Annotated in this window: 22 protein-coding genes and 1 pseudogene; 15 read left to right on the forward strand and 8 right to left on the reverse strand. The window is 71.8% G+C overall.

Annotation, left to right across the window (positions count from 1 at the left end):
* Positions 1-46 precede the first annotated feature (46 nt).
* Positions 47-424, forward strand: a complete 378-nt coding sequence (locus IG99_RS52255) for a transposase (RefSeq protein WP_394298082.1) — start codon at positions 47-49, stop codon at positions 422-424.
* Between the two features lie 36 nt (positions 425-460).
* Here the strand turns inward: IG99_RS52255 and IG99_RS40460 are convergent.
* A pseudogene (locus IG99_RS40460) lies at positions 461-1,039 on the reverse strand (transposase); the annotation flags it as partial.
* A gap of 112 nt (positions 1,040-1,151) precedes the next feature.
* Here IG99_RS40460 and IG99_RS40465 point away from each other — a divergent pair.
* Positions 1,152-1,523 carry a VOC family protein gene (locus tag IG99_RS40465; protein WP_037683437.1) on the forward strand — a complete coding sequence of 124 codons (372 nt, stop codon included), beginning with the start codon at positions 1,152-1,154 and terminating at the stop codon, positions 1,521-1,523.
* Between the two features lie 174 nt (positions 1,524-1,697).
* Positions 1,698-2,879 carry a glycosyltransferase family 39 protein gene (locus tag IG99_RS40470; RefSeq protein ID WP_051866538.1) on the forward strand — a complete coding sequence of 394 codons (1,182 nt, stop codon included), beginning with the start codon at positions 1,698-1,700 and terminating at the stop codon, positions 2,877-2,879.
* A gap of 53 nt (positions 2,880-2,932) precedes the next feature.
* Here the strand turns inward: IG99_RS40470 and IG99_RS40475 are convergent, their stop codons facing one another.
* Both IG99_RS40475 and IG99_RS40480 read right to left on the reverse strand, forming a co-directional pair.
* A complete protein-coding gene (locus IG99_RS40475) occupies positions 2,933-4,594 on the reverse strand; it encodes a hypothetical protein (protein WP_037683440.1) in 1,662 nt (553 codons plus the stop codon).
* A gap of 119 nt (positions 4,595-4,713) precedes the next feature.
* Positions 4,714-5,421, reverse strand: a complete 708-nt coding sequence (locus tag IG99_RS40480) for a PH domain-containing protein (protein ID WP_037683441.1) — start codon at positions 5,419-5,421, stop codon at positions 4,714-4,716.
* A gap of 112 nt (positions 5,422-5,533) precedes the next feature.
* On the opposite strand from IG99_RS40480, the gene deoC reads away from it, so the two are divergent.
* The 3 genes from deoC to IG99_RS40495 are packed head-to-tail and all read left to right on the forward strand — an operon-like array spanning position 5,534 to position 8,821.
* Entirely contained in the window at positions 5,534-6,496 is a 963-nt protein-coding gene (gene deoC / locus IG99_RS40485; protein ID WP_037683489.1) for a deoxyribose-phosphate aldolase, read from the forward strand.
* 5 nt (positions 6,497-6,501) lie between these two features.
* Entirely contained in the window at positions 6,502-7,938 is a 1,437-nt protein-coding gene (locus IG99_RS40490) for an aldehyde dehydrogenase family protein (RefSeq protein ID WP_037683443.1), read from the forward strand.
* Positions 7,931-8,821 carry an aldehyde dehydrogenase family protein gene (locus IG99_RS40495; protein WP_037683444.1) on the forward strand — a complete coding sequence of 297 codons (891 nt, stop codon included), beginning with the start codon at positions 7,931-7,933 and terminating at the stop codon, positions 8,819-8,821. Before IG99_RS40490 ends, IG99_RS40495 begins: the two co-directional genes overlap by 8 nt.
* Positions 8,822-8,892: 71 nt before the next feature.
* Here IG99_RS40495 and IG99_RS40500 read toward each other — a convergent pair whose 3' ends face one another.
* Entirely contained in the window at positions 8,893-9,294 is a 402-nt protein-coding gene (locus tag IG99_RS40500; RefSeq protein WP_037683491.1) for a hypothetical protein, read from the reverse strand.
* 127 nt (positions 9,295-9,421) lie between these two features.
* Here IG99_RS40500 and IG99_RS40505 point away from each other — a divergent pair, with 127 nt between their 5' ends.
* Complete coding sequence (locus IG99_RS40505) at positions 9,422-10,060, forward strand: uridine kinase family protein (RefSeq protein ID WP_078948210.1); 639 nt, start codon at positions 9,422-9,424, stop codon at positions 10,058-10,060.
* A 163-nt stretch (positions 10,061-10,223) separates the two neighbouring features.
* Here the strand turns inward: IG99_RS40505 and IG99_RS40510 are convergent, their stop codons facing one another.
* Positions 10,224-10,970 carry a SigE family RNA polymerase sigma factor gene (locus IG99_RS40510; RefSeq protein WP_037683448.1) on the reverse strand — a complete coding sequence of 249 codons (747 nt, stop codon included), beginning with the start codon at positions 10,968-10,970 and terminating at the stop codon, positions 10,224-10,226.
* Positions 10,971-11,203: 233 nt separating this feature from the next.
* Between IG99_RS40510 and afsQ1 the strand changes: the two genes are divergently transcribed.
* From afsQ1 to IG99_RS40535, 5 genes are all read left to right on the forward strand, one after another.
* Entirely contained in the window at positions 11,204-11,881 is a 678-nt protein-coding gene (gene afsQ1, locus IG99_RS40515) for a two-component system response regulator AfsQ1 (protein WP_037683450.1), read from the forward strand.
* On the forward strand, positions 11,878-13,434 hold the full coding sequence (locus tag IG99_RS40520; protein ID WP_037683452.1) for a sensor histidine kinase: 1,557 nt from the start codon (positions 11,878-11,880) through the stop codon (positions 13,432-13,434). Before afsQ1 ends, IG99_RS40520 begins: the two co-directional genes overlap by 4 nt.
* A 26-nt stretch (positions 13,435-13,460) precedes the next feature.
* The gene (locus tag IG99_RS40525) at positions 13,461-14,075 is read left to right on the forward strand and encodes a hypothetical protein (protein ID WP_037683492.1); all 615 of its coding nucleotides are present in this window, start codon (positions 13,461-13,463) and stop codon (positions 14,073-14,075) included.
* Positions 14,076-14,163: 88 nt separating this feature from the next.
* The gene (locus IG99_RS40530) at positions 14,164-14,715 is read left to right on the forward strand and encodes a VanZ family protein (RefSeq protein ID WP_037683455.1); all 552 of its coding nucleotides are present in this window, start codon (positions 14,164-14,166) and stop codon (positions 14,713-14,715) included.
* A gap of 114 nt (positions 14,716-14,829) precedes the next feature.
* Positions 14,830-15,030 carry a PspC domain-containing protein gene (locus IG99_RS40535; RefSeq protein WP_037683457.1) on the forward strand — a complete coding sequence of 67 codons (201 nt, stop codon included), beginning with the start codon at positions 14,830-14,832 and terminating at the stop codon, positions 15,028-15,030.
* Between the two features lie 78 nt (positions 15,031-15,108).
* Here the strand turns inward: IG99_RS40535 and IG99_RS40540 are convergent, their stop codons facing one another.
* Together IG99_RS40540 and IG99_RS40545 are read right to left on the reverse strand one after the other, a co-directional pair.
* On the reverse strand, positions 15,109-15,453 hold the full coding sequence (locus tag IG99_RS40540; protein ID WP_037683459.1) for a hypothetical protein: 345 nt from the start codon (positions 15,451-15,453) through the stop codon (positions 15,109-15,111).
* A 137-nt stretch (positions 15,454-15,590) separates the two neighbouring features.
* Entirely contained in the window at positions 15,591-16,754 is a 1,164-nt protein-coding gene (locus IG99_RS40545; RefSeq protein WP_037683461.1) for an adenosine deaminase, read from the reverse strand.
* A gap of 113 nt (positions 16,755-16,867) precedes the next feature.
* On the opposite strand from IG99_RS40545, the gene IG99_RS40550 reads away from it, so the two are divergent.
* On the forward strand, positions 16,868-17,629 hold the full coding sequence (locus IG99_RS40550) for a prolyl oligopeptidase family serine peptidase (RefSeq protein ID WP_037683463.1): 762 nt from the start codon (positions 16,868-16,870) through the stop codon (positions 17,627-17,629).
* A gap of 125 nt (positions 17,630-17,754) precedes the next feature.
* On the opposite strand, the gene IG99_RS40555 is transcribed toward IG99_RS40550, so the two are convergent.
* Positions 17,755-18,708, reverse strand: a complete 954-nt coding sequence (locus IG99_RS40555; RefSeq protein WP_037683465.1) for a LysR family transcriptional regulator — start codon at positions 18,706-18,708, stop codon at positions 17,755-17,757.
* 63 nt (positions 18,709-18,771) lie between these two features.
* On the opposite strand from IG99_RS40555, the gene IG99_RS40560 reads away from it, so the two are divergent.
* Positions 18,772-20,061 (forward strand): MFS transporter, encoded by a 1,290-nt coding sequence (locus tag IG99_RS40560; protein ID WP_037683466.1) that lies wholly within the window; start codon positions 18,772-18,774, stop codon positions 20,059-20,061.
* A 98-nt stretch (positions 20,062-20,159) separates the two neighbouring features.
* Complete coding sequence (dnaN, locus tag IG99_RS40565) at positions 20,160-21,314, forward strand: DNA polymerase III subunit beta (RefSeq protein WP_037683469.1); 1,155 nt, start codon at positions 20,160-20,162, stop codon at positions 21,312-21,314.
* The last annotated feature ends 49 nt before the right edge of the window (positions 21,315-21,363 follow it).

Here is a 21,363-nt window from a genome sequence, read left to right on the forward strand (position 1 = left end):
CCGCGACCGCGCATCGCCGGTTCACCGCGTGGACCCGGGCGGGACTGTGGCGTCGGCTCCACCGGGCGGTCCTGGACGAACTCGGTGCGCGGGGCGAGCTGGACTGGGCCTCGGCGATCGTCGATGCCGCCTCGGTCCGGGCCAAAAGGGGGGCACGCTGACCGGGCCGAACCCGGTCGATCGCGGCAAGAAGGGCAGCAAGCTGCATGTGCTGTCCGAGGCCCAGGGCATCCCGCTGGCCGTCGCGGTGTCCGGTGCGAACACCCACGACAGCCTGGCTCTGAAGCCGCTGATCCGCGGTATACCCGCCGTCCTCCTCCGCCGAACACCTCACCTGGCTGCGCGAGCGAGGGCTCGTCCCGCGCATCGCGCGTCCCGGGATCGAACCGAGCGAGCGGCTCGGCCGGCATTGTCCCATAAATGATCTACGGCGTGCTGGCTAACCTGCTCGTCTTCTCGGTCACCCGGCGAGGGCAAGGTTGTGCAGGCGGGCGATACCGAGCATGGCGTGGTGGACGCCATCGCCTTTGAGACGGCAGTCGCGCAGGATCTTCCAGGTCTTCATGCGGGCGAAGGCGTGCTCGACGCGGGCGCGGACTTTGCGGTGGGAAGCGTTGTGTTCCTCCTTCCAGGCGGGGAGTTCGCTCTGGCCCTTCCCTCGGCGGTGTGGGATGACCAGACCGGTGCCCCGGTAGCCTCCGTCCGCGATGACGGTGGTCGTACCGACGGCGGCTTTGGCCCCGGACAGTTCCCATGCCCTGCAGTCGTTGCGGTTGCCGGGCAGAGGCCGGCCGACAGCGACGACCAGGCGGGTGTCGGCGTCGATGACGACCTGGTGGTTGGTGGAATACCGGTAGTTTTTCGATTGCTCGGCGATGGTGTGATCGCGAGTGGGCACCAGGGTTCCGTCCACGATCAGTACGGCGTCCTTGCGGAACCGCTTGCGCTGCTGGAGCGCGAGCGAAGGGCCGAGGTGGTCGATGATGCGGTCGGCGGCCGACGTCGATACCCCGAACAGCGGTGCCAACTGGCGCAGCGTGAAAGGCTCCGACGCCGTGATCACACCAGACACGACAAGATCATGTCACCCGAGTCCGGCAGGTTCCTTATCTCCAGGGCCCGGTGTCCGACCCTCGACCTACGATGCCGGGATGCAGCCACACTTCACCGGAACTGCCCTGATCACCGACGATGTCCCGGCCCTCGCCGCCTTCTATGCCGCGGTCCTGGACGCAGATGTCGAAGGGAGCGACCCCTTCGCCCTGGTGACAGTCCCCGGTGCCGTCCTGTCGTTTTTCTCCGCACAGGGCATGGAGTCGATGGTGCCTGGATCGATGGCCGCCGCTGCGAGCGGAGGCTTCACCCTGGAGTTCCAGGTCGCCGACGTGGACGCACGCCACGAACGGCTGCGGGCTCGGGGCATCGAGATCCTCAAGCCGCCGACAACCCAGCCCTGGGGACGCCGCTCGGTGTGGCTGCGTGACCCGGACGGCAACATCGTCAACCTCTACCAGGACGCGTGACGACCGGTTCCTTGCACCTCGGCTCGCTCATTGCGGGACAGCCTTCAGCCTGAGCCCACAGCGCGCACCCCATCGAGTGATTTCGCCCCGACAACCGACGCACGCTCCCCGCGCGGCCTCCCTCCCCGGGAAACGGTGGGCCGGTACCGCCCGCCGAGTCCTGGAGCCCGCGCCGTGTCCTCGACCGCCCCCGAAACCGCCCGCAGCGGCCTCGTCCCGGGCACCCGGAGGCGCCCGGGCAGCCCCGAGCCGGGCCTCGCCCCGCCGACCCTGCGCCGCGCGGCCCCCGCCCTGCTGGCCTACACCTGCGTACGCGCCGCGGGCCTCCTCGTCCTCGCGGTCTGGGCGCACCGCAAGCACCACGGCGTCTGGCCTCTCCTGGCGACACGGTGGGACGCCGACTGGTACCTCGGTATCGCCGACCACGGGTACGCCCGCACGCTGGGCACCGCGTACGACGCCAACAACCTGGCCTTCTTCCCGCTGCATCCGGTGCTGGTGAAGGCGGTCGCGGCCGTCACCCCCGGCTCGCGCGCGACCGTCGGCCTGTGCCTCGCCGTCGTGGCCTCGGTGCTGGCGGCCTGGGGGATCTTCGCCGTCGCCGACCGTCTGCACGGCCGACGCGTCGGCGTCCTGCTCACCGTGCTGTGGGCGACGCTCCCGGTCGGTCTGGTGCAGTGGATGGGCTACACGGAGTCCCTCTTCACGGCCTTCGCCGCCTGGGCGCTGTACGCCGTTCTGACCGGCCGCTGGCTGTGGGCGGGCACCCTGGCCGCACTGGCCGGCCTGACCCGCCCGACCGGCATCGCACTGGCCGTCGCGGTCACCGTCACCGCCCTGCCGTCCCTGCGCGTCCGGCCCTCGGCGCTCGTCGCCGCCGTCCTCGCCCCGCTCGGCTGGTGCGCCTACGTCGGCTGGGTGGGCCTCAGACTGGGCCGCTGGGACGGGTACTTCGCCGTACAGCGCCTCTGGCACAACGAGTGGGACGGCGGCCGCGAGACCCTGCGCCGGATGCGGGAGTTGCTGGCGTACGACTCGACGCCCGAGCTGTTCCTGGTGCTGGTCACCCTGACGCTGATCGGGTCCGTGGTCCTCTACGGCCTCGCCGTGGCCGACCGGCAGCCGCTCCCGCTGCTCGTCTTCACGGGCGTCCTGCTGGCGATCGTCCTGGGCAGCGGCGGTGTGTACTTCCCCCGCGCCCGCTTTCTCCTCCCCGCCTTCCCGCTCCTCCTCCCTCTCGCCCGCCACCTGTCCCACTCCTCCCCCCGCTACCGCCTCCTCGCCCTGACAGCGGCCGTGACGGGGTCGGCGTACTGCGGCGCGTACATGGCGCTGGTCTGGCCGAGCGCGCCCTGAACCGGCCTGCGCAGGCGCCTGCGCCCTGCAGGTTCACGCAGGCCCACACACGCCTAGGGAAGGAGTACCAGCGCCGCCGCCCACGCCACCGCGACCACCACGGCGAGCGGCCACAACGCCCGCCCCCGCCGCCGCTCGTCGCTCTCGTCGGCCGGCCGGGCCGAGGGCTCGTGCCACATCGCGGCGATCTCGGCGGCCGTCCGCTCGTGCGGATGCAGCAGGCCGGCCCGCCGCTCCAGCCACCGCCAGCGGGCCGAGGGCACCGTCCATTCGTCGAAGGACGCCCGGTGGCTATCGATCTTCAGGCTGCTCCCCTTGGCGAGGACGACCCTGATGTGGTCCCAGGCGACGTGCCGGGTCCGGCGCAGCCCGCTGATCCACAGGCCGGTGCTGTCCGCGGTGACGCGCCAGGCGAGCAGGTTCGGCAGCATGAACACGGCGATGACGCCACCGACGACGCCGGGGACGTAGCGCCAGAGGCCGGTCTCGCCACCGACGAGGACGGCGCACCACAGCAGGGCCAGCGCGGCGAAGAGCCGGTCGGCCCACCCGGCACGCCAGTGCCGCACGGGCACGGGCCGGGCGTCGCGCGGCACTGCGGCGACGGCGGCCGCGGCCGCCAGCCGCAGCTCCTCCTGCCTGGCCTCCCCCACGGCGGTCTGCTTCTCGCGGGCGGTCCACTGCCGTACGAAACCGTCGGACAGGGGACGTACGGGTCCGGTCGACCGCTCCACAACGGGCGGCTCGTCCGGCTCCTCGGCGGCGCCGACCAGCAGGACCTCCGCGCCGTCGTACGGCAGCCCGTAGAGGACCGCCTCGCGCAGGGGCCCGGGGGTGTCGTCGTCGAGCCGGTCGAGGAACTCGGCCAGTTCCTTCTCGTCGGCCTCAGGATCGTCCGACTGGTCGGAGTCCTCGTCGACCTCCGCGGTCGCGACGGTGAACAGGGGCCGCAGGCCCGCCGTGTCGTCGGCCGCGTACACCTCGGCGTCGACGTCGGAGTTCTCCCGCACCAGCACCCGCAGCACGGGCACGGGCGCCCGGCGCAGGGCCGCGGCGCGGCGATGGGCCAGAGCGGAGGAAAGGGCGACGGTGACACCGAGCCCGACCACGTACCAACCGATCACGGGAGCCGACCAGCGGCCCTCCTCGCCGTCCCAGAGCCCCGCGGTGGCGACCAGTACGACACCGGCGACGACCAGGCCGCATCCGACCACGCCGAGCAGCTTCCCGCGCGGCACGGGGCCTCGCGCGTTCGGCGGTCCGGCCGTCACGCCCCCGGTGGCCGCCCTCGCCGCCTCCCGCTGCCGCTTCCGCGCGGCCAGTCGCAGCTCGGCGGTCACCCACAGCAGCGCCGACGCCAGGACGAGCCCCAGGGCCCCCGCCCATGGCAGCGCACCGCCGTACACAAGCACCAGAGCGATCACCACCGGCGCCGAGACCCGCACAGCCTCGGGCCGCGCCGCCCCCCAGACGAGTTGCAGCGCGCAGAGCGCGGCGACCCAGGCGGGCAGCGCGGTGTATCCGGCCAGGAGCCCGGCGCCCCCCGCGGCGAGCAGCAGCACCGTCACCAGGGCCGACGTCCGCAACCGCACCGGCACCCACCGCGCCGGCAACGCCTGCGTCCAGCGCCGCGCCTGCTCCGAGCTCCAGGGCAGACATCCGTCGGGTATGGCGGACACCGGCAACGGCAAGGGCTCTCCGGAAGCCGTACTCATGGGTGACTTTTCCTCTCCGCCCACGCCGAGCGCCCCTCCCAGGGGGCCGCGGGGACCCGTGCGATCAACCACAACAAACCGGTCAGCCGACCACGAACCTCAGCCGCCGCGGACCACACTCACCCCACTGCCAGCAAGATCCCCAGCAACACCGCCCCCGCCACCGCGGGCGCCACGACCTCCCAGGCCCACCTGACGGTCACCTCTCCCTGCGCGCTCTCCTCCTTCTCCCGCGCTTCCCTGAGCTCACGCAGGTCGTCCATGACCTTGTCGGTCTCGGCGCGCGCCGGCCCGTCCGGATCGGACTGGGCGCGGCCGCCACCCGAGAAGCCGCCCAGCGGTCCGCCGAAGCCGCCGCCCGACCGCCCGCCGAGTCCTGCGCGGCCACCGTCACCGGCCGCCACCCGGGCCTGCCGGCGTGCCGCCTTCTTGCGGGCCCGCAGCGAGACGGGGATGGCCCAGAGCTGGTACTTGGTCCCGGAGGTGGCGACGACCTCGTTGGAGTAGCCGGAGCGCAGCGAGGCGACCTGCCCCCACGGCACCACGATCACGCGGAACGGGTTGCGGATGCGCAGCCGGTCCTCGTTGGCGAGGACGGCGGGCCGCAGCGTGAAGGCGACCACCAGCGGTACGAGCAGGATCAGCGTGGCGAGCGCCAGCCACGGCGTGCGGCCGCGCCCCGCGACGATGGCGTCGATGCCGAGCCAGCCCACGATGGCGAGGAGCAGCACACCGCCGGCGATGCCCGCGGGCGACCGGTAGATCCGGTCCTTGGAGAGGGGCGCCGGGGGCTGCGGAGCGGGAGACGGGTCGTCGGGGGTCGTCATGGTCCTGATTCTGCACGACGAGGTGGAGGGCGCTCATGCGTGGTGGCACACGCGGGACGAGCACCCGGGGGTATACAGCCGCTACGCGCGTAGATATGCTCGTCTGGTGACCATGCCCACCAATGCCCCCTCCGCAGCACACGCCCTGGCGGACGTCACCGCGTCCGACAGCTCACTGCGCCGCTTCCTCCACGGGCTGCCCGGCGTCGACGCGGTCGGCCTGGAGGCGCGCGCCGCCTCCCTCGGCACCCGTTCCATCAAGACGACCGCCAAGGCCTACGCCATCGACCTGGCCATCTCGATGGTCGACCTGACGACGCTGGAAGGCGCGGACACCCCGGGCAAGGTCCGGGCGCTCGGCGCCAAGGCGGTCCACCCCGACCCCACCGACCGTACGACTCCGGCCACCGCCGCGGTCTGCGTCTACCCCGACATGGTGGCCGCCGCCAAGGAGGCCGTCGCGGGGTCGAGCGTGAAGGTCGCCTCGGTCGCCACCTCCTTCCCGGCGGGCCGCGCCGCCCTCGACGTGAAGCTGTCCGACGTGCGTGACGCCGTCGCCGCGGGCGCCGACGAGATCGACATGGTCATCGACCGCGGGGCGTTCCTCGCGGGGCGGTACGCGAAGGTGTACGACGAGATCGTCGCCGTGCGCGAGGCCTGCGGCACGGGCGCCCGGCTGAAGGTCATCTTCGAGACCGGTGAGCTCTCGACGTACGACAACATCCGCCGCGCCAGCTGGCTCGGCATGCTCGCCGGGGCCGACTTCATCAAGACCTCGACCGGCAAGGTGGCCGTGAACGCCACCCCCGCCAACACGCTCCTGATGCTGGAGGCCGTCCGCGACTTCCGTGCCCAGACGGGGGTACAGGTCGGGGTGAAGCCCGCCGGAGGCATCCGCACCAGCAAGGACGCGATCAAGTTCCTCGTCCTGGTCAACGAGACCGTCGGCGAGGACTGGCTGGACAACCACTGGTTCCGCTTCGGCGCCTCCTCGCTCCTCAACGACCTGCTGATGCAGCGCCAGAAGCTGGCCACCGGCCGCTACTCCGGCCCCGACTACGTGACGGTGGACTGATCTACATGGCTTCCGTATTCGAGTACGCACCGGCGCCCGAGTCCCGCTCGATCGTCGACATCGCCCCCTCCTACGGCCTCTTCATCGACGGCGAGTTCGTGGAGGCGGCCGACGGCAAGGTCTTCAAGACCGTCTCGCCCTCGTCGGAGGAGGTCCTCTCCGAGATCGCCCAGGCCGGCGCCGAGGACGTCGACCGCGCGGTCAAGGCGGCCCGCAGGGCCTTCGAGAAGTGGTCGGCGCTGCCCGGCGCCGAGCGCGCCAAGTACCTGTTCCGCATCGCCCGGATCATCCAGGAGCGCAGCCGCGAGCTCGCCGTCCTCGAAACCCTGGACAACGGCAAGCCCATCAAGGAGACCCGCGACGCCGACCTCCCCCTGGTCGCCGCGCACTTCTTCTACTACGCGGGCTGGGCGGACAAGCTCGACCACGCGGGCTTCGGGCTGAACCCGAAGCCGCTCGGCGTGGCCGGCCAGGTCATCCCCTGGAACTTCCCGCTGCTGATGCTGGCGTGGAAGATCGCCCCGGCGCTGGCCACCGGCAACACGGTCGTCCTGAAGCCCGCCGAGACGACCCCCCTCTCGGCTCTGTTCTTCGCCGACATCTGCCGCCAGGCGGGCCTGCCCAAGGGCGTCGTCAACATCCTCCCGGGCTACGGCGACACGGGCGCCGCGCTCGTCGCGCACCCGGACGTCGACAAGGTCGCCTTCACCGGCTCCACGGCCGTAGGCAAGGAGATCGCCCGCACGGTCGCCGGCAGCCGCAAGAAGCTCACCCTCGAACTGGGCGGCAAGGGCGCGAACATCGTCTTCGACGACGCCCCGATCGACCAGGCCGTCGAGGGCATCGTCAACGGCATCTTCTTCAATCAGGGCCAGGTCTGCTGCGCGGGCTCCCGTCTGCTGGTCCAGGAGTCGATCCAGGACGAGCTGCTGGATTCGCTGAAGCGCCGCCTCTCCACCCTCCGCCTCGGCGACCCCCTCGACAAGAACACCGACATCGGCGCGATCAACTCCGCGGAACAGCTCACCCGCATCACCTCACTCGTCGAGCAGGGCGAGGCGGAGGGCGCCGAGCGCTGGTCCCCGGCCTGCGAACTGCCCACCGCCGGTTACTGGTTCGCCCCGACGCTCTTCACCAACGTCACCCAGGCGCACCGGATCGCCCGCGACGAGATCTTCGGCCCGGTGCTGTCCGTCCTCACCTTCCGCACCCCGGACGAGGCTGTCGCCAAGGCCAACAACACCCCCTACGGACTCTCCGCGGGCATCTGGACGGAGAAGGGCTCCCGCATCCTCGCGGTGGCGAACAAGCTCCGCGCGGGTGTCGTCTGGTCCAACACGTTCAACAAGTTCGACCCGACCTCGCCGTTCGGCGGTTACAAGGAGTCGGGCTTCGGCCGCGAGGGCGGCCGCCACGGCCTGGAGGCGTACCTCGATGTCTGATGCACGACTGTCGGTGTTCAAGACCTACAAGCTGTACGTCGGCGGGAAGTTCCCGCGTTCCGAGAGCGGCCGGGTGTACGAGGTGACCGACGCAAAGGGCAAGTGGCTGGCGAACGCGCCCCTCTCCTCCCGCAAGGACGCCCGGGACGCGGTCGTGGCCGCCCGCAAGGCGTTCGGCGGCTGGGCCGGCGCGACGGCGTACAACCGTGGCCAGGTCCTCTACCGCGTCGCGGAGATGCTGGAGGGCCGCAGGGCGCAGTTCGTCCACGAGGTGGCCGACGCCGAGGGCCTGTCGAAGTCGAAGGCCGCCGAACAGGTGGACGCGACCATCGACCGCTGGGTCTGGTACGCGGGCTGGACCGACAAGATCGCCCAGGTGATCGGCGGCGGCAACCCGGTCGCGGGCCCGTACTTCAACCTCTCCTCACCCGAGCCGACCGGTGTCGTGGCCGTCGTGGCCCCCCAGGAGTCGTCCTTCCTGGGCCTGGTCTCGGTGCTCGCCCCGGTGATCGCCACCGGCAACACGGCGGTCGTCGTCACCTCCGAGAAGTCCCCCCTCCCCGCGCTCTCCCTGGCCGAGGTGCTCGCCACCTCCGACGTGCCCGGCGGTGTCGTCAACGTCCTCTCGGGCGTCACGGCGGAGATCGCGACGCCGCTCGCCGCGCACCAGGACGTCAACGCGATCGACCTCGCGGGCGCCGACGAGGTGCTGGCGAAGGAGCTGGAGATCGCCGCCGCGGACAACCTGAAGCGCGTCCTGCGTCCACAGCCTGTGGACGACTGGTCGGCGACCCCGGGCATCGACCGCATGACGGCCTTCCTGGAGACGAAGACGGTCTGGCACCCGACGGGGTCGCTGGGCGCGTCGGGCTCGTCGTACTGACGGCTTCCTGAAACGAGCGGGCCGTGCCTCCTCTCCGCCCGGAGGAGACACGGCCCTGTCTCGCGCCCGCGTCAGCCGTTCCGGACCGTCGTCCGCCTCAGCGCCGGAATCTCCCCGACGGAATCCGCCTGGGTCACCGGCCCCGTCACGTCCTGGGAGTTCACCGGCCGGAAGTCGGCGACCTCGGTGCCGACGCCGTTGTCGAGGGGGTCGACGCCGGTGCCGGCGAGCGGGTTCGGCTTGAGGTTCTGGGCCGCGCCCGTGACATGGCCGACCGTGTCGGTCACGGCCTGGGCGCCGGCCCCCGGTTCGACCTTGTCGAGCGCGGCCGAACCCGTGCGGACCAGGTCGGCCGCGGGTGCCTCGGCGGCGGCCGCGGTCGTCGCTCCCGCGCCCAACGCCACCCCCGCCGTTGCGAGGGCGACCAGGGCGCGGCGGCGGGTCGAGGTCCGGACAGAGGCGTGTCGGGCCATCACGGTGCCCACTTTCTGCTGCGGAAGGTAATCAGGACGGCACGAAGCGTAGTTGAGGTGTGACGCGGGCTTCAAAGCGGACCCGCGGTGTCGTCGGGGTGGCGTTCATGCCTCACACTGGTGTCCCGTGAGTTCCCATCCGCCCATATCCGCGCGCGTCGTGCTGCTCTGCGGCCCCTCGGGCTCCGGCAAGTCCCTTCTCGCGGCCCGCTCCGGCCTTCCGGTGCTGCGGCTCGACGACTTCTACAAGGAGGGCGACGACCCCACGCTGCCGCTGGTGCTGGGCAGTTCCGACATCGACTGGGACCACCCCGACTCCTGGGACGCGGACACCGCGATCGCCGCGATCGTGGAACTGTGCCGCAGCGGCCGTACGCACGTTCCCGTGTACGACATCTCGTTGAGCGCCCGCACCGGTGAGGAGGGCGTGGACATCGGGCGGACCCCGTTGTTCATCGCGGAGGGCATCTTCGCCGCCGAGATCGTGAACCGCTGCCGTGAACTGGGCGTCCTCGCCGACGCGCTGTGCCTGAGCCGCGGCCCGCTGACGACTTTCCGGCGACGCTTCCTGCGGGACCTGAAGGAGGGCCGCAAGTCGGTGCCGTTCCTGCTGCGGCGCGGCTGGCGCCTGATGCGCGCCGAGCGTTCCATCGTGGCCCGCCAGACGGCGCTGGGCGCGTACGCCTGCGACCGGGACGAGGCGATGGGTCGCCTGGCGGCCGCGGCGGCGGGCCGCTCCACGCGGACGACGCGGACGGCGGCCTGAGCGGGCCCGACCGAAGGGGCCGCACACACGGAAAAGCGGGACTGGACGGACCCCCCGGCCCTCCAGTCCCGCTCCCTATTTCCCCGTGGGTCCCCCGTGTCCCCCCGGTGGGCCCCCGTTTTTACCGCTCCCCCGTTCTACCGCTCCCCCGCGTCCCCCAGCCTCAGGCGACCAGCTCGCCGAAGGCGTTCTCCTCGTCACGGCCGAAGCTGAGGACCTCGTCCTCGCGCAGCCGGCGGAGCGACCGCCAGATGCTGGACTTCACCGTGCCGACACTGATGTCGAGGATCTCCGCGATCTCCGGGTCCGTGCGGCCCTCGTAGTAGCGCAGGACCAGCATGGTGCGCTGGAGTTCGGGCAGCCGGGCCAGCGCCTGCCACAGGACCGCGCGCAGTTCGGTGCCGCGCATCGCGTCCGTGTCGCCGGGCGTCTCCGGCAGTTCCTCGGTCGGGTACTCGTTCAGCTTGCGGCGGCGCCACGCGCTGATGTGCAGGTTGGTCATCGTCCGGCGGAGGTATCCGCCGACCGCGGCCTTGTCGCTGATCCGGTCCCACGCCTTGTACGTCGAGAACAGCGCGCTCTGCAGCAGGTCCTCGGCCTCGAAGCGGTCGCCGGTCAGGTGGTAGGCGGTTGCGTACAGGGAGGCGCGGCGCTCCTGGACGTAGGCGGTGAACTCCGCCTCCGACAGCGAACGACGCTCCCCCGTGTCCTCCCTGTACGCGGCTCCCCCGTGAGCCGCCTCCCCCGTGTGTGCGTCAACCACCGTCATGTACGTGGTGTGCTGACGCCCGGCGCTGCGAGCGCACCCCCGCCCGCTCACAGAGCCGGACTTCTCGGAACCCCGGCCCCCGTTCACGTCGTGGAGGCGAGTGATGACTGCCCTGGTGCTGATGCCGTGCAGCGTGTTCATCTCGCGCCCCCCGTCGTGGACTTCCGGTGTTTCGCCTTGCTTCCTTGCCTGTGCCGAAAATGTTGCCGGGGTCACTTCATCGCCGTGTCCGCCGACTGTCACAGAGCTGTCACAGGGGTCGTCCTGCGTCGCGGCTCCCAGGGTCCGCACAGTCCGGTCACGGAGAAGAACGGTATGGCCACGTAGCCGTACAGGTGTCGCTACCCCGGCCTGCCATGGGCCAGAATGAGCCCGTGCCTTCCCTGTTGCTGATCGAGGACGACGACGCCATCCGTACGGCCCTGGAGCTCTCACTGACGCGCCAGGGGCACCGAGTGGCGACCGCTGCGAGCGGTGAGGACGGTCTGAAGCTGTTGCGTGAGCAGCGGCCGGATCTGATCGTGCTGGACGTGATGCTGCCCGGCATCGACGGCTTCGAGGTGTGCCGTCGCATCCGGCGCACCGACCAGCTGCCGATCATCCTGCTGACCGCGCGCAGCGACGACATCGACGTGGTCGTCGGGCTGGAGTCCGGTGCCGACGACTATGTGGTCAAGCCCGTCCAGGGCCGGGTGCTCGACGCCCGGATCCGGGCCGTGCTGCGGCGCGGCGAGCGGGAGTCGAACGACGCGGCGAGCTTCGGCAGCCTGGTCATCGACCGGGCGGCGATGACGGTGACGAAGAACGGCGAGGACCTCCAGCTGACCCCCACTGAACTGCGGCTGCTCCTTGAACTGAGCCGGCGGCCCGGCCAGGCCCTGTCGCGGCAGCAGCTGCTGCGGCTGGTGTGGGAGCACGACTACCTCGGTGACTCGCGGCTCGTCGACGCGTGCGTGCAGCGGCTGCGCGCCAAGGTCGAGGACGTGCCGTCGTCGCCGACGCTGATCCGTACCGTGCGTGGCGTGGGCTACCGGCTGGACACTCCTCAGTGACACAAGGCAAGCAGGGGGGCCGCGGCTGGTCCGCGGTACGCAAGGGAAAACTGTCACGGCTGCGCCTCACCAGTCTGCGGCTGCGGCTGGTGGTCGTCTTCGGTCTGGTGGCGCTGACCGCCGCCGTCTCCGCGTCCGGGATCGCCTACTGGCTCAACCGGGAGGCGGTGCTCACGCGCACTCAGGGCGCGGTGCTGCGGGACTTCGAGCAGGAGATGCAGAACCGCGCGGGCGCGCTGCCCGAGCGCCCCTCGCAGGACGAGCTCCAGCACACCGCGGGGCAGATGGCCAACAGCAGCCAGCACTTCAGCGTGCTGCTGGTCGCGAAGGACGCCGGCGGCACGACCGTCTACGGCAGCTCCGGGGGCCTGAGCGGCTTCTCGCTCGAGGACGTTCCCAAGACGCTGCGGGACGCCGTGAACAAGAAGCAGGGCGTCACCGACAGCAACAAGTCGCCTTACCACGTGTACTGGCAGCGGGTCGTCGAGGACGGGACGCCGTATCTGGTCGCCGGTACGCGCGTGATCGGCGGCGGGCCGACCGGTTACATGCTGAAGTCGCTGGAGCCGGAGGCGAAGGACCTCAACTCGCTGGCCTGGTCGCTGGGGATCGCCACCGGGCTGGCGCTGATAGGCGCCGCGCTGCTCGCGCAGGCCGCCGCCACGACCGTACTGAAGCCGGTGCACCGCCTGGGGATCGCCGCCCGCCGGCTCGGCGAGGGCAGGCTGGACACCCGGCTCAGGGTCTCCGGCACGGACGAACTGGCCGATCTCTCCCGCACCTTCAACCTGGCCGCCGAGGCGCTGGAGAAGCGGGTGGCGGACATGGCCGCCCGGGACGACGCCTCCCGCCGGTTCGTGGCGGACATGTCGCACGAGCTGCGCACCCCGCTCACCGCCATCACCGCCGTCACGGAGGTGCTGGAGGAGGAGCTGGACTCCGAGGCGGGCAGCATGGATCCGATGATCGAGCCGGCGGTGCGGCTGGTGGTGAGCGAGACCCGGCGGCTGAACGACCTCGTCGAGAACCTGATGGAGGTCACCCGCTTCGACGCGGGAACCGCCCGCCTGGTCCTCGACGACGTGGACATCGCCGACCAGATCACCGCCTGCATCGACGCCCGAGCATGGCTGGACGCGGTGGAGCTGGACGCCGAACGAGGTATCCACTCCCGCCTCGACCCGCGCCGCCTGGACGTCATCCTCGCCAACCTGATCGGCAACGCGCTCAAGCACGGCGGGTCGCCGGTGCGGGTGTCGGTGCGGCTGGAGGACGACCACCTGGTGATCGCGGTGCGCGACCACGGCCCCGGCATCCCCGAGGACGTCCTGCCGCACGTCTTCGACCGCTTCTACAAGGCGAGCGCCTCCCGCCCCCGCTCCGAGGGCAGCGGCCTGGGCCTCTCCATCGCCCTGGAGAACGCCCACATCCACGGCGGCGAGATCACCGCGGCCAACTCCCCCGAGGGCGGCGCGGTGTTCACCCTGCGGCTCCCCCGGGACGCCTCCGAGCTGACGGAGCAGGCCGACAAGGACAAGGAGGACGCCTCGTGACCGTGCGCCGCGTGAACCCGCCCCGCATGACCGTGCGCCGGGTGCTGGCGTTCCCGTTGCTCACCGGGGTCCTCGCCGGGATGCTCGCCGGGTGCGGGATCCGGGCCACGGAGGTGCCCACCGACTTCGGTGCGGCCCCTTCCCGGGCGCGCTGCTCGCTCTCCGAGCCGGAGATCTCGACGCAGGCCTCGCGCGGGGTGCCGGTGCGGGTGTTCCTGCTGTGCGGCTCGTCCCTGGTGGCCGTCGACCGCGCGGTGCGCGTCCCGGACGGCGCGCCGGACACGCAGCGGCGCGTCCTGGTGGCCCAGGGCCTCCTCGACCAGCTCGCCGAGACACCGGAGCCCGCCGAGAAGGAGGCCGGCTACACGACGGACGTCCGCGGCGGCATGTCGGTACGCGGCCCCCGGCCCAAGGACCCGAAGGACACCCTGCGCCTGAGCACCGCGCCCGGCGACCTCACCTCCTACGCCCTGGCGCAGCTCGTCTGCACCTTCTCCGACTCCGCCGCGGCCGAGGGCGACGGCTCCGTCATCCTCGGCGGCCCCGCAGCCGGCCCCCTCCGCCGCTACGAGTGCACCGACGAGGTCCGCACCCGCCCCGGCACGAAGGAGCCCCCGTCCTCGGCGGTCACGGAGGGCTGAGAAAAGAGGGCATGCGCCCCGGAGGTGAACCGAGCCACAAACGGGGGGCTCCGGAACCGGAGGTGCCGGGGGGCGCGTCTTGGGGGTCGTGCAGCGTCAAGGCTCCATCGGCGGCAGCGCCGCGATCCGCATCCGTGTGACAGGGGGTGTCCTCCTGCTCGCACACCTCGTGTTCGTCGCCTGGTTGACGCTGCGGCCGTTGGACGTCCCCTGGGTGATGCCCGCCAACCTGCATCCTTTCGCCGGTATCCGCGCCGACCTCGCGATGGGCCGGTTCGAGGCGGTCCGCCGCATCGGTGCGGGCCTCGCCCTCCTGGCCCCCCTGGGCGTGCTGCTCCCCCTCGCACACGGCAGGACCGCCGTGTCACCTCTCTCCTCCCTGATCCGCACGGTCACCGTGGGGGCCCTGCTGTCCCTGGGCATCGAGCTGCTGCAGACCGGGGTGCCCGGGCAGGTCGCGGACGTCGACTCGGTCCTGCTGAACACCGTGGGCGTGGCCCTGGCACACCTCGCGATCGTGCCCCTGGGCCGCTCCTGGACGCGGCGCAGGGTGGAGCGCCAGGAACGTGCCGTGGTCCGCCAGGACGACACGGCTCAGGGTATGACCCCGACGATTCCCAGGGTCGGTATCGCCCCGTAGAGCGACGGTTCGCCCTCTTCATCTGCGTACGGTGGAAACACCGGAAAAGAGCGCGATTGAGCCGTAGGGGCAAAAGCGCCCCGAAGACGAAAGAGCCAAGAGAAGGAGTCGCAGATGACCGCCCTCGCCCGCCCCACCCAGGGCCGCATGATCGGCGGAGTGTGCGCAGCGCTGGCACGGCGCTTCGGTACCTCCGCGACGACGATGCGGGTGATCTTCCTGGTGTCCTGCCTGCTGCCGGGTCCGCAGTTCCTGCTCTATCTCGCGCTGTGGATCCTGCTGCCCTCGGAGGACAAGGCCCGTACGGCTTGGTGAGCACCCGTACGACAACGCCGTTGGGGCGCTTCCGGCCGGTGCCGGAAGCGCCCCAACGGCGTGCGGTGTCCGTACGGCTCAGCCCAGCGGGATGCCGTTGACGGGCAGGCCGTGGGTGGGCAGGCCCTGACCCGCGGGCAGCCCGCCGATGAGCCCGGCGACCGGCTTGGTCGGACCCTGGGCCAGAGCCGGCTGGGCGGCGTTCAGGCCGGTGCCGAGCGCGCTCTGCCCCTGGGCCAGCGCCTCGCCGGCGCCCGGCAGCGCCTTGGCGGCGTTCCCCGCCGGCAGCGTCTGGGTGACGCCGTTCACGGCCTGGGTGGCGTCCGGGACGGCCGGGGCGGCGACGGCGGCACCCGCGCCGACGGCGGCGAAGGCGGCACCGAGGGCGGCGACACCGAGGGTCTTGGCAGCAGACTGCTTCATAAAATGCGTCCTCGAATGGGATAACGGGGAACCGAGCGGTAATGGACCGTAAACACGCGGGCACGTCCACCGCAAACATCGAAATCCGGACGGATCGTGAAGACCTCTCCGCATTCCGACCCCGGTCAGATCCCCGATCAGCGCTGCGAAGCTTCAGAACCGCTGGTCGAGGCGGTCTGCTGGAACAGCCATTCGGATTTGAGTTCCGCATATCCTGGCTTGATCACGTCATTGATCATCGCCAGTCGTTCGTCGAAAGGAATGAACGCTGATTTCATCGCATTGACGGAGAACCACTGGATGTCGTCGAGCGTGTAACCGAACGCGTCGACAAGGTGCTCGAATTCCCGGCTCATGCTGGTCCCGGACATCAGCCGGTTGTCCGTGTTGACCGTCGCCCGGAAGTGGAGCCGGCGCAGCAGCCCGATGGGGTGCTCGGCGTACGAGGCGGCGGCCCCGGTCTGGAGGTTGGAGCTGGGGCACAGCTCCAACGGGACGCGCTTGTCCCGGACGTAGCCGGCGAGCCGTCCCAGCTTCACCGAGCCGTCCTGGTGGACCTGGATGTCGTCGATGATGCGTACGCCGTGCCCGAGCCGGTCGGCGCCGCACCATTGGAGGGCCTGCCAGATGGAGGGCAGCCCGAACGCCTCGCCGGCGTGGATGGTGAAGTGGTTGTTCTCGCGCTTGAGGTACTCGAAGGCGTCGAGGTGCCGGGTGGGCGGGTAGCCGGCCTCGGCGCCGGCGATGTCGAAGCCGACGACGCCGAGGTCGCGGTAACGGTTGGCGAGTTCGGCGATCTCCAGGGCGCGGGCCGCGTGCCGCATGGCGGTCAGCAGGGCACCGACGCGGATGCGGTGGCCGTTCTCCCTCGCCCGCCGCTCGCCCTCACGGAAGCCCTCGTTGACGGCTTCGACGACCGCTTCGAGGCCGAGCCCGCCCTCCAGGTGCTGTTCGGGGGCGTAGCGCACCTCGGCGTAGACGACGCCGTCCGCGGCGAGGTCCTCGGCGCACTCGGCGGCGACCCGGACGAGCGCGTCGCGGGTCTGCATGACGCCGACCGTGTGCGAGAAGGTCTCCAGATACCGCTCCAGGGAGCCGGAGTCGGCCGCCTCGCGGAACCAGACGCCGAGCGCGGCGGGGTCGGTCTCGGGGAGCTGGGAGTACCCGGTCTCCCGGGCGAGGTCCACGATCGTGGCGGGGCGCAGCCCGCCGTCGAGGTGGTCGTGCAGCAGAACCTTGGGTGCCCGGCGGATCTGGTCCGAGCTCGGGGTGGTTCCCGTCCGGTCAGTCTGGCTCGTCATTTTCGCACTGTAACGCCTACGCGCGTAGACGGCTCGTCACGCGGATCCGTCGATACGTAACGGTGACCCCACGTACTAGTGGCGTACACCGGCACTTCTGACACTGTTCTGTCATGGCACAGCAAGCGATGCCGGCCCGAACGGCCCGGCTGGGGAAGGTGATCGGGCCCGAGCCGACGGCCGTGAGCGGGGTGGTGCTGCTCCTCCCCGGCGGCGAGGAGGCCTCCGACCGCAGACCGTCCCCGATGTTCGCGGCCGCGTCCGTCCGCACGCTCGGGCGCCGCCTGTCCCTGCGGGGGCGCGAGGAGGGTCTGGCGACCCATGTCGTGCACTACCGCTACCGCGGGTGGAACGGAAGCGAGGCGCATCTGGCGCGCGACGCGGCCTGGGCGGCGGACGAGGCCGTACGGCGTTACGGGGACGTGCCGGTGTGCCTGGTCGGTGTCGGCATGGGCGGGCGGGCGGCGCTGCACGCGGGCGGGCACGATGCCGTCAACTCCGTGCTGGCGATTGCTCCCTGGCTGCCCGAGGAGGACGTGGCGGTGGCACCCGAACCGGTGAAACAGCTGGTGGGACGGCGGGTGTTGATCGTGCACGGCACGCATGACGAGCGCACCGACCCGGAGTTGTCGTTCCGGCTGGCGGCGCGGGCGAAGAAGGCGAACCGGGCAGTGTGCCGGTTCGAGGTGCATGCCGACGGGCACGGGCTCCAGCAGTACCGGGACGAGGTGCACGCGCTGGCTGCGGATTTCGTGCTGGGGTGTCTTTTCGGGCGGTCGTTCGCGCGGCCCGTGGAGGATGCGCTGGCTGCTCCGCCGCCATTGGGGTTGAGGATGCCGTTGGCTTCTGGGTTCGGGAAGTCGTTGCGGCGGTAGGGGCCGGGTGCGTTTCGCCGGCTTCGGGGTGCGGGCTGTGGGGGGCTTGTCGCGCCCGCGCGGCGGAGCCGCAGAACGACACCGCCCCGCGCCCCTTCAGGTGGGCGACACCGCCCCGCGCCCCTTCAGGTGGGCAACAGTTGGCCCCTCTTGGACAGCAGGAACTTCTTGAAGGCGGCCACCGGTGGGGTGTCCGGGCGGCCCGCCAGCCAGGCCACGCCGATCTCCCGTACCGCTCGCTGGCCGGTGACCGTCAGTTCCACCACCCCTGGGCGGGGGACCGCAGGCGGCGGCAGCAGGGCCACCCCCAGGCCGGCCGCCACGAGCCCGCGCAGCGTCTCCGCCTCCTCGCCCTCGAAGGCGACCCGCGGGGCGAAGCCGGCCTCGCGGCACAGGTCGTCGGTGATGCGGCGCAGGCCGTAGCCCGGTTCGAGGGTGACGAAGGTTTCGTCGGCGGCCTCGGTGAGGCGGACCCTGCGGCGGCTCGCGAGGCGGTGGTCGGCGGGGACGACGAGACGGAGTTTCTGTTCGTCGAGGCGGCGGGCGACCAGGTCGGGGGCGTCGGGGACCGGGGAGGTAAGGCAGAGGTCGAGCTCGCCCGCGCGCAGGCGTTCGATCATCGCCTCGCCGTAGTTCTGGACCAGACTGAAGCGGACGCGGGGGTGGTCCTCGCGGAAGGCGTGCAGGAGGCCGGGGACGGTCTCGGCGCCCATGGTGTGCAGGAAGCCGAACGCGACCTTGCCGGTGGCGGGGTCGGCGTCGGCGCGGACCTCCTCGGCGGCGCGCTCGACCTCGGAGAGGGCGCGTTCGACGGAGGCGAGGAAGGTGCGGCCGGCGGGGGTGAGGGAGACCGTACGGCCGTGGCGGGCGAACAGGTCGACGCCCAGGTCCTGTTCGAGGCGGACCATCGCGCGGGAGAGGGTGGACTGCGGGACGTTCATCTCCTGGGCGGCGCGGGTGACGTGCTCGGTGCGGGCGACTCCCGCGAAGTACGCGAGACGCGGCGCGAGCAACATCGTCATGTCTGCTGTGTCACTGCTCGGTGACAGCCGCTGCTGTGACCTCGGTTGATGCACCATGGGAACGATTATGGCGATTCCATGCATTGGACGGATGACCGGGGGTCTCCGTACCGTCGAAGCATGACTCCCGCCGATACCGGGGCGTCCACCGTCGTGGGCGCCACCGCTTCCGTTCCCGCCGCCTCCGACCCCGTTGTCACCGACTCCCGCATGGCCCCGGGCGGCCCCGGCTACCGTCGGATGAGTTTCGCTCTCTTCCTCGCGGGTGTCGCGACCTTCGCGCTGCTGTACTCCACGCAGGCCCTGCTGCCGTTGATCTCCGGCGAGTTCGGGGTCGCGGCGAGCGAGGCGAGCTGGACGGTGGCCGCCGCGACCGGCGGTCTGGCGCTGTTCGTGCTGCCGATGAGCGCGCTGTCGGAGCGGTTCGGGCGGCGTGCGGTCATGACGGCGTCGCTCGCGGTCGCCGTCGGTATCGGTCTGCTGGTTCCCTTCGCCCCGTCGCTCGGTGTCCTGGTCGTGCTGCGGGCGCTCCAGGGCGCCGCGCTGGCCGGTCTGCCGGCGTCGGCGACCGCCTACCTCGCGGAGGAGGTCCGGCCGAAGGCGCTGGTCACGGCGATCGGCCTGTTCGTCGCGGGCAACAGCGTCGGCGGCATGAGCGGCCGGGTCATCACCGGCTGGGTCGCGCAGGAGTGGGGCTGGCGGGTCGCCGTCGGGGTGATCGGCGCGATCGCGGTGGCCTGCGCGGTGGCGTTCCGGCTGCTGCTCCCGGCGCCGAAGCACTTCGTGACGGGCTCGCTGCGGCCCCGCGTCCTGGCCCGTACGGTCCGCGACCACCTGTCCAACCCGCTGCTGTGCCGCCTGTACGCGATCGGCGCGCTGTTCATGACGGTCTTCGGCGGTGTGTACACCGTCATCGGCTACCGCCTGACGGAGGCCCCGTTCTCGCTGCCGCAGGGCATCGTCGGCTCGATCTTCCTGGTGTACCTGGTCGGTACGGTGTCGGCGTCGACCGCGGGCCGGCTGGTGGGCCGCTTCGGCCGCCGGGGCGCCCTGTACCTGGCGGGCGGCACGACGGCGACGGGTCTGCTGCTGTCCCTCGCCGACTCCCTGCCGCTGGTCCTGCTGGGTCTGGTCCTGATCACCGGGGGCTTCTTCGCCGGTCACGCGGTGGCGTCCTCGGCGGTCAGCAAGACGGCCACCAGGGGCCGCGCGCAGGCCTCGGCGCTCTACCAGTCGGCGTACTACATCGGCTCCAGCGCGGGCAGCACGGTCGGCGCGATCGCCTTCCACGCGGGCGGCTGGGCCGGCACGGTGGGCGTCGGGGTGCTGGCGGTGCTCGGTGTCGTGACGATCACGGTGTTCGGGTCGCGGGCGGCCCGGGTGGAGCGGCGGCGCCCGGTGACTGCCTGAGCACGTCCTCGGCGGTACGTTCCCCCTGCTCGGGGCCGGTTGTCAGTGGGCGCGGATAGCGTCCCCGGACCAACCGGTGCGAGCAGGGGGTTTTGTCGATGGAGTTCCGGGTCGAGCGCGGGGTCCTCGCGGAGGCGGTCGGATGGGCGGCGCGGGCGCTGCCCGCTCGTACGCCCGTGCCGGTGCTGGGCGGGCTGCTGCTGACGGCGACGGCGGGGCGGCTGGGCGTCTCGGGGTTCGACTTCGAGACGGCGGCGCGCGTCGAGGCCGACGCGGAGGTGGCGGCGGACGGTGAGGTGCTCGTCCTGGGGCGCAGGCTGCTGGACATCTGCAAGGTGCTGCCGGACGGGCCGGTGAGCTGTGTCCTGGAGGGGACCCGGTTCACGGTGGAGGCGGGCGGCACCCGGTTCGGCCTGTCGACGCTCCCGCGCGAGGAGTACCCGGCCCTGCCGACGCCTCCCGAGGTGTACGGCACCGTGGACGCCGGCGCCTTCGCGGCCGCCGTCGGCCAGGTCGCGGTGGCCGCGGGCCGCGACGACACGCTTCCGGTGCTCACCGGGATCCAGCTGCGGCTGGCCGGGGACGCGATGACGCTGGCCGCCTGCGACCGCTACCGGTACGCGGTGCGGCGGCTGGAGTGGAAGCCGGAGGCGGGGACGGCCGACGGGGAGGTGGAGGCATTGCTGCCCGCGCGGCGGCTGCTGGACGTGGCACGGTCGCTGGCGCGCTGCGGTGACGTGCGCATCGGGCTGGACGCCACGGCGGGCGGCGGCCTGGTCGGGTTCGAGGGCGGCGGTATGCGCAGCGTGGTGCGGCAGCTGGACGGGCGGCTGCCCGCGTACGGGTCGCTGTTCGACACGGCGGGGGCCGCGGTCGCCGAGGTGGGGTGCGGGGAGCTGCGGGAGGCGGTGCGGCGGGTCGCGGTGGTGGCGGAGGCGAACAGCCCGGTGCGGCTGGACTTCTCCGGCGGGCCGGGCGCGGGGTCGGTGCTGCTGCGCGCCGGGTACGGCGACGACGTGGCCTCACAGCGGCTGCCGGCGTCGCTGAGCGGTGCCGATGAGGCCACCGTGGCGTTCAACCCGGCGTATCTGCTGGACGCGCTGAACTCCTTCGAGGCGCCCGGGCTGCGGCTGGAGCTGCTGGGGGCGGGGCAGCGGGCGCTGCTGGAGGCGGTGCCGGAGGGTGGGGCCGGGGACGAGGAGGCGGTCGGGTCGCACCGGCACCTGCTCATGTCGGTACGGCAGCTGGTCTGACCCGTCTGACCTGGGCTTCCGTGTGCTCCGGGCGCCGTTGTCAGTGGGG

The sequence above is a fragment of the Streptomyces griseus subsp. griseus genome (genome assembly GCF_000720255.1).
GTDB lineage: Bacteria > Actinomycetota > Actinomycetes > Streptomycetales > Streptomycetaceae > Streptomyces > Streptomyces griseus_I.

What these genes read in the sequence shown, in the direction of transcription:
- IG99_RS40465 (WP_037683437.1), top strand. Translation starts at nt 1,152, where the DNA reads ATGCAGCCACACTTCACCGGAACTGCCCTGATCACCGACGATGTCCCG.
- IG99_RS40475 (WP_037683440.1), bottom strand. Translation starts at nt 4,594, where the DNA reads ATGAGTACGGCTTCCGGAGAGCCCTTGCCGTTGCCGGTGTCCGCCATA.
- IG99_RS40480 (WP_037683441.1), bottom strand. Translation starts at nt 5,421, where the DNA reads ATGACGACCCCCGACGACCCGTCTCCCGCTCCGCAGCCCCCGGCGCCC.
- deoC (WP_037683489.1), top strand. Translation starts at nt 5,534, where the DNA reads ATGCCCACCAATGCCCCCTCCGCAGCACACGCCCTGGCGGACGTCACC.
- IG99_RS40490 (WP_037683443.1), top strand. Translation starts at nt 6,502, where the DNA reads ATGGCTTCCGTATTCGAGTACGCACCGGCGCCCGAGTCCCGCTCGATC.
- IG99_RS40495 (WP_037683444.1), top strand. Translation starts at nt 7,931, where the DNA reads ATGTCTGATGCACGACTGTCGGTGTTCAAGACCTACAAGCTGTACGTC.
- IG99_RS40500 (WP_037683491.1), bottom strand. Translation starts at nt 9,294, where the DNA reads ATGGCCCGACACGCCTCTGTCCGGACCTCGACCCGCCGCCGCGCCCTG.
- IG99_RS40510 (WP_037683448.1), bottom strand. Translation starts at nt 10,970, where the DNA reads ATGAACACGCTGCACGGCATCAGCACCAGGGCAGTCATCACTCGCCTC.
- IG99_RS40525 (WP_037683492.1), top strand. Translation starts at nt 13,461, where the DNA reads ATGACCGTGCGCCGGGTGCTGGCGTTCCCGTTGCTCACCGGGGTCCTC.
- IG99_RS40535 (WP_037683457.1), top strand. Translation starts at nt 14,830, where the DNA reads ATGACCGCCCTCGCCCGCCCCACCCAGGGCCGCATGATCGGCGGAGTG.
- IG99_RS40540 (WP_037683459.1), bottom strand. Translation starts at nt 15,453, where the DNA reads ATGAAGCAGTCTGCTGCCAAGACCCTCGGTGTCGCCGCCCTCGGTGCC.
- IG99_RS40545 (WP_037683461.1), bottom strand. Translation starts at nt 16,754, where the DNA reads ATGACGAGCCAGACTGACCGGACGGGAACCACCCCGAGCTCGGACCAG.
- IG99_RS40550 (WP_037683463.1), top strand. Translation starts at nt 16,868, where the DNA reads ATGGCACAGCAAGCGATGCCGGCCCGAACGGCCCGGCTGGGGAAGGTG.
- IG99_RS40555 (WP_037683465.1), bottom strand. Translation starts at nt 18,708, where the DNA reads ATGGTGCATCAACCGAGGTCACAGCAGCGGCTGTCACCGAGCAGTGAC.
- IG99_RS40560 (WP_037683466.1), top strand. Translation starts at nt 18,772, where the DNA reads ATGACTCCCGCCGATACCGGGGCGTCCACCGTCGTGGGCGCCACCGCT.
- dnaN (WP_037683469.1), top strand. Translation starts at nt 20,160, where the DNA reads ATGGAGTTCCGGGTCGAGCGCGGGGTCCTCGCGGAGGCGGTCGGATGG.